Here is a 5,161-nt window from a genome sequence, read left to right as displayed (position 1 = left end):
ATCACTTTTTTTTTTGGCATGGAAGTGTACGCATTTGGAGCTACAGTTGGAGGAGGAGATGAGAAGACACCTCCTCGAGGTTCTCCGCATGCCAGGTCGCCGTCAGGGGGCTGGCGGCATGCACGCCCATGACGGCGTAGTACACGCCGCCGGGCTTGAGGGTCCGGGAGATGGCTGTCGCGTGGGCTGGCAGATCATCAAGCAGATAAAGCACCTCGTGGCTAAACGCCACATCGAAGCCACTTCACGCTGCGGGTGGCGCTGCGGCGGCCTCGAACCGCAGCGGGCGCGTCCCCGCCAAGCGACGTGCGTCCTCGATCGCGCCCGCCGCTGGATCGTAGCCGAAGCCCTCTTTGATACCGCAGTCGTCGGCGAGCAGCCGCAGAAAGCCTCCCCGGTTGCAGCCGACGTCGAGCACCCGCGTCCCGGCGAGGTCGACATCGATAGTGTCCAGCATCGCCGTCCAGACGAAGCGGTGCTCGTCCTGCATCGCCTCGTCCTCGGCCGCGCCACGCCAATAGGTCGTACTCATGATGATTGCCGATGGTAGACCCCCTGTCAGGATTGAACTGTATTTCGAGCGGTTCAGCGATCCTGGTCGGGGGCTTGAAATGCGCTCTAACTGCTGAAAGACATGACTGTGATTGACAACAGTTAACTGTGACTGCCACAGTTTTGTGCTCACGGTGTGCTCACGGGGCAGTTAGCTGGCTGAAATAATGGGCTGATGACGTCTGCCCCCGATACCACCAGCAACACCCCGGCGGTGCGGTTCCTCACCGTCGAGCTGCCCGAGCTGCTCGGCATCACCGGCACCGCCCACGCCACGCTCGAAGCCCTGGCCGCGGTGCTGGCCGATGCGCACGTCTTCGACGACCTGTCGCCGACTGACGCCAACCGGGTGGCCGAGACCGTCGCGCTCGAAGTCATCCGCTGCGACTCGGCGCTGACCGACGCTGCCGACGCGGTCACTGATCGGGCGATCGCGGTGCAACTTGACTGGGGTGCCGACCTCGACGACAGGATGGCGGTGGGCTTAGCACTGCACCGGGCCGCGCGGGCGCTACAGGACGACACCGGCGGCACCTGAGCCACAACGAGCCGTTTGCGTCCTCAGCGTGGCCGCTGGGGGGGCCAGGATTTTGGGCGTTACCGGGTTCGGCTGGTGACCGTTACTGCGCGGCGCGATTCGCGGTGACAACCGACTGCCGGCGGGCGGCCTGCTGGCCCCCTGTACCACGCCGTCCGCTCGGGATTAACCGTGACCACGTCATCGGCCGTGATGCGGTAAAGAACGTCGTCCCGAAAGAACGGCACCCGCGGGATGGTGAACAACCGGTACGGCTCCCACCACGGATGTAACGGCCACCCCGGGCGTAACAGCACGCCGGGGATCGGTTCTCCGGCCTTGATCCGCTCCGCGGCCGCCGCCTCCGCGGTCACCCTCGCCCCAGCCAGCAATGCCTGGTAATCGTCATCGGACACGCCGCACGGTTCGTCCAGGTCGTCGAAACCCGGGTCACGGTCACCGTCCACGTCCCAACGCGCATCCGTAGCGGCGGCGCTGCGATGCCAGGCCGTGAAAACCCCGGCCAGCACGTAGCTGTCGGCGCGATCACCGGCGACCCGGCCACCGCGATCAACAGGCATGATGCTGATGCCGCGGCGCGACCGGCACCTGCTCGAAGCCCACCCCGTTTCGCTCACCACGAAACGCCGCCGGCTCGCAGACATCATCGGGGTAGACGCGGATCGAGCTGGCGCCGCCCGACCAACTGGATAGCCGCAGCCAATCCGGCGCGCCCGGCGCGGCCACCCCGAAACCGGGGACGACGATCGGCTCCCCGGCGGCCAACAGCTGCTCGAACATCTCCGCGGCCGCAGCGGCGGCCAGCTTCCTAGCCTTCTCAAGCTCAACCAGCGCCGGCCGCCAATCATCAACCAACACGTCGCACCGTGGATTGTGGACAATGTGCTCCAACTCGGCGCGGCTCTCACACTGCTTACGCAGCAGCTTGGCGTAGCTGCCGGGCGGCAACTGGTAGCCGCCGGCGTCGACCTGGCCGCCGCGGTCAGCCGGCATGTCCAGCGCCATCCCACCGGCGGCGCACCGCCGCTCGGGCTTTGATGGTTCTCAAGCTCTCCGGCTGCGGGATGTCGGTCTTGATGCCCTTGATCAGCCGGGCCGCCGCCTGCTCCAGCAGACGCAGCTCGGAGCTGATCTTGAGCCGCACTTTCAGATCGGTCGCCTCGGCGTAGGAAGTCAAAAACTCGGCTTTGCGGTCCAGAATCGACGCAATCTGACCCAGAATCGCTTGCTCCTGCGCCGTCCACCCCAAATCCCGGCCTGACGCCGCACCCGCCGCGGCCAGCTCTTTGTCCAGGTCACGCAGGATGCGCCGGGTCTCAGACGCGTGGGCCATACCACGGAGCCTATCGCGGCCAGGCCCAAAACTCGTGAATCTACGTACCCGCACCGACATGTCCCGTTTCGGCCATGCGCAGCGGCGACCGGCCTAGGGCTTCCCCCCACCCCCCTCGATGGTCACCGTGGGGTTGACCGGATGGTGCGCTGTCGGTAGGCACCGCCAGATCCCTACTGGCGCTTGCGCATTGGTGCGGGGATGGTGACCCGTGGCTGGGGATGGTGAACCGTGGCCGGGAGTGCCTGTGAGGGAAAGCCTTTGACGTGACGGGATGGATCCGGTGGGAGTGCGTGGCGTGGGCACCGCGGAACCGAGGGAACGGTCCCAGGTGGCCGGGGAAGCTGGGTGGCGCGGATGGTGCGCCGGTCGCGTCGGTCGTCACTGCCCAACCAATCTCGGCATGCCAAGCAATCCCGGTATGGCTTGGGACTCACCGCGATGGTGCGCAGAGCCCCAGACACTACACAGATGGTCCGGCCAAAATCGTGGGCCCCGTCAACGGTCGCGGCAGTCACTCGCACGGACCCCGAGGGGGGTCGGCAGCCATGGCAACAGCGCTTGTGCTGCACCAACCCCCGGCCACCGACACCGGTCTATCGGTCAGGTACGGCCCGAAGGTTATCCCTCGCCGCCGAGCTCGGTCTGGTCCCGCTCGGTCTCGGCGGTGTCCTGGGCGATCGCCGCCTCGTCGAGCCACCTCTGGACATCGCCGCCGAGGCGATCCGCGGACAGGTGGGCGAAGTCGAGGGCCTGTACCGCCATCGCTGCCAAGACGTTCATGGCCCGTCCGCTGCGGTGGATCTCCACCATCAGCACACCGAGCGCCTGATTGTCTTCGGCGCACAACGCCGACAGGTACCGGCGGGCATCCGCGAACTCGCGGTCGAGGTAGGCCATCTTCCTCCGGAACTCGTCGGGCGACGGCAGGTCTTCGGGCGTGTCGGTGATGGGTTTCTCTTTCGGTGGTGGACCAATTCCATTTTGGGGTTGGTTGGTGCTGATTGCGTGCAGTGCCGGGCGCTTGCAGGGGTTCGCAATTTAGATCTGGACGTCCCGGTCGAGATCGTCCAAATTTACGTTGCAAATTCGGCGACCGGCGCATCCGGCGTGTCGAGCGGCGGCAGCAGGCAGCGCAAGTCCCTTATCTGCGGAGATCCTGCCCGCACGGGCGCGCAAGTCTCCATAGATAAGCGAGGTGTTGCCGCTGCATCGATGTGGCACCGACTGCGCTCCCCGTCGATATCAAGTCCCCACGGTCGGCGAGGGACAAACCCCGGTCACCCTGTCGTGCGTGGACGACGATGGCCTCGGCGAAGAGCTCCGGGTGCTGTTGGCGCACTCGATGCGAAATGGGCATCACCAGCCAAGGGCCGCCGGCATCACCCGCCTGGACCCCGTCAGGTGAGGAGAGGTTAGGTCGTGGTGTGCTGGTCGGATGAGTCGCCGGGCTCGACGATCTTTGTTTCCTCACGTGCCCCGTGGCTGATTTCGATGCGGCGCGGCTTGGCCCTTGCCGCCACGGGGAGGGTTACCGTCAGCACCCCGTTCTGATAGGTGGCGGCGATGTGCTCGGCGTCGATGTCCTGACCGAGGGACAGGCGACGCAGGTAACTACCGGTGAAGCGCTCGGAGCTCAGCCACTGCACGTCGTGTTCGGTGCGTTCGCTGCGTTGTGCCGTCACGGTGAGAATGCCGCCATCAACGCTGACGTCCACCGAAGCGGGATCCACGCCCGTGAGGTCGGCGTGGAGCACGTAGTGATCACCGGAGCGGTAGAGGTCCATCGGCATAGGCAGTGGGACTCGGGCGGATCCGGGCGATGTACCGAGCAGCTGCGCGGCGAGTCTGTCGATGTCACGGAATGGATCGGGCTGAAGCACAGCAACCACCTCCTACATGTCGGTTGCCGCACCGCGCCATCGCGACGGGTGTCGGCTGGCTGCGCTCCTTCCGGTTTAGCACTCCACCTGCGCGAGCACCAGGGGGCGTCGCTTACCTAGACGGGCGTAGAGTGAAAGTACGGATCCACGGCAGACCAAGGTCGGACCGGAAGAAAAGATTCCTCCTCTCGGCTGTGGCACCCAGCATGAGCGCTAGGTACCCACGCGAAGCAAGGCCCATCAACTGGGCACAGCGCGGTGGGCTTGCGTCAGGCGGGAAACTCTCTCCTGACGCCGAGGCCACATTTCACCGCGCCATCATGCACGCTTGGTAACCAGGTGTTGGTGCTTCGGACGGCGCTCCTTTTCGTCAGGAGCGCCGTCCGACTCGTGTATGCCGAACTCCCGCAGCCGGTCGCGGTCTGCTCGCCTAACAAGCACACCGCGAGCTGGGTGATCGTGTCCTCAGGTGGCAACCGCATCGTTGAGCACCGTCGAGTCCAGCGCGCGCCGCCACACCACACGCGCGGCCAATTCCACGGCCTACCAACGCCATCGCACCGTCGCCCAATTCGCGCACACGGCGGCGACAGCGCCCGCGACGTCGCGACACTGGATTGGGCCTCGACCGAAGGCGGTGACGCCTTCGGCATGGGTCCGACTCACGCCAATCGACGGTTGGCGCCTTAGCAGCGCCCCATCACAAGCAGTCACGCCGGGTGCGCCTCGTGGCCTAATGTGAGGTTCAGGATCCGAGCTGCGTTGCGCCACAACCACGCTTCTAGTACGTCGGATGTGGTTGGAAGTGCGCGCATTTCATCACAGAGCTGCACATAGGGTCGGTTGATCAGAAAA

General features: G+C 65.6%; 8 protein-coding genes and 1 pseudogene. 1 reads left to right on the top strand and 8 read right to left on the bottom strand.

Annotation, left to right across the window (positions count from 1 at the left end; genetic code table 11):
• Positions 1 to 40: 40 nt before the first annotated feature.
• Both ACLP9N_RS08180 and ACLP9N_RS08175 read right to left on the bottom strand, forming a co-directional pair.
• Positions 41 to 232 carry a hypothetical protein gene (locus tag ACLP9N_RS08180; protein ID WP_442406919.1) on the bottom strand — a complete coding sequence of 64 codons (192 nt, stop codon included), beginning with the start codon at positions 230 to 232 and terminating at the stop codon, positions 41 to 43.
• A gap of 12 nt (positions 233 to 244) precedes the next feature.
• Complete coding sequence (locus ACLP9N_RS08175) at positions 245 to 532, bottom strand: hypothetical protein (RefSeq protein ID WP_442406918.1); 288 nt, start codon at positions 530 to 532, stop codon at positions 245 to 247.
• A gap of 195 nt (positions 533 to 727) precedes the next feature.
• Here ACLP9N_RS08175 and ACLP9N_RS08170 point away from each other — a divergent pair, with 195 nt between their 5' ends.
• Positions 728 to 1,090 (top strand): hypothetical protein, encoded by a 363-nt coding sequence (locus ACLP9N_RS08170; protein WP_442406917.1) that lies wholly within the window; start codon positions 728 to 730, stop codon positions 1,088 to 1,090.
• Positions 1,091 to 1,149: 59 nt separating this feature from the next.
• On the opposite strand, the gene ACLP9N_RS08165 is transcribed toward ACLP9N_RS08170, so the two are convergent.
• The 6 genes and pseudogenes from ACLP9N_RS08165 to ACLP9N_RS08140 all read right to left on the bottom strand — a co-directional run.
• Positions 1,150 to 1,650 (bottom strand): hypothetical protein, encoded by a 501-nt coding sequence (locus tag ACLP9N_RS08165; protein WP_442406916.1) that lies wholly within the window; start codon positions 1,648 to 1,650, stop codon positions 1,150 to 1,152.
• Entirely contained in the window at positions 1,640 to 2,083 is a 444-nt protein-coding gene (locus ACLP9N_RS08160) for a hypothetical protein (RefSeq protein ID WP_442406915.1), read from the bottom strand. Before ACLP9N_RS08160 ends, ACLP9N_RS08165 begins: the two co-directional genes overlap by 11 nt.
• Positions 2,073 to 2,423: a hypothetical protein gene (locus ACLP9N_RS08155; RefSeq protein WP_442406914.1), complete on the bottom strand. Its 351-nt coding sequence runs from the start codon at positions 2,421 to 2,423 to the stop codon at positions 2,073 to 2,075. Before ACLP9N_RS08155 ends, ACLP9N_RS08160 begins: the two co-directional genes overlap by 11 nt.
• A 621-nt stretch (positions 2,424 to 3,044) precedes the next feature.
• Positions 3,045 to 3,323: a hypothetical protein gene (locus ACLP9N_RS08150; RefSeq protein ID WP_442406913.1), complete on the bottom strand. Its 279-nt coding sequence runs from the start codon at positions 3,321 to 3,323 to the stop codon at positions 3,045 to 3,047.
• Between the two features lie 515 nt (positions 3,324 to 3,838).
• A complete protein-coding gene (locus tag ACLP9N_RS08145) occupies positions 3,839 to 4,306 on the bottom strand; it encodes an Hsp20/alpha crystallin family protein (RefSeq protein ID WP_442406912.1) in 468 nt (155 codons plus the stop codon).
• 710 nt (positions 4,307 to 5,016) lie between these two features.
• Positions 5,017 to 5,161: pseudogene (locus tag ACLP9N_RS08140) on the bottom strand (hypothetical protein); the annotation flags it as partial.

Origin of the sequence: Mycobacterium sp., from assembly GCF_052144515.1 — a bacterium.
In the GTDB taxonomy this organism is placed as follows: Bacteria; Actinomycetota; Actinomycetes; order Mycobacteriales; family Mycobacteriaceae; genus Mycobacterium.
This window is presented reverse-complemented; position numbering and strand designations above follow the sequence as displayed.

Excerpts from the sequence above, each read along its gene's own strand:
- ACLP9N_RS08175 (WP_442406918.1), bottom strand. The coding sequence starts at position 532 with ATGAGTACGACCTATTGGCGTGGCGCGGCCGAGGACGAGGCGATGCAG.
- ACLP9N_RS08170 (WP_442406917.1), top strand. The coding sequence starts at position 728 with ATGACGTCTGCCCCCGATACCACCAGCAACACCCCGGCGGTGCGGTTC.
- ACLP9N_RS08165 (WP_442406916.1), bottom strand. The coding sequence starts at position 1,650 with ATGCCTGTTGATCGCGGTGGCCGGGTCGCCGGTGATCGCGCCGACAGC.
- ACLP9N_RS08160 (WP_442406915.1), bottom strand. The coding sequence starts at position 2,083 with ATGCCGGCTGACCGCGGCGGCCAGGTCGACGCCGGCGGCTACCAGTTG.
- ACLP9N_RS08155 (WP_442406914.1), bottom strand. The coding sequence starts at position 2,423 with ATGGCCCACGCGTCTGAGACCCGGCGCATCCTGCGTGACCTGGACAAA.
- ACLP9N_RS08150 (WP_442406913.1), bottom strand. The coding sequence starts at position 3,323 with ATGGCCTACCTCGACCGCGAGTTCGCGGATGCCCGCCGGTACCTGTCG.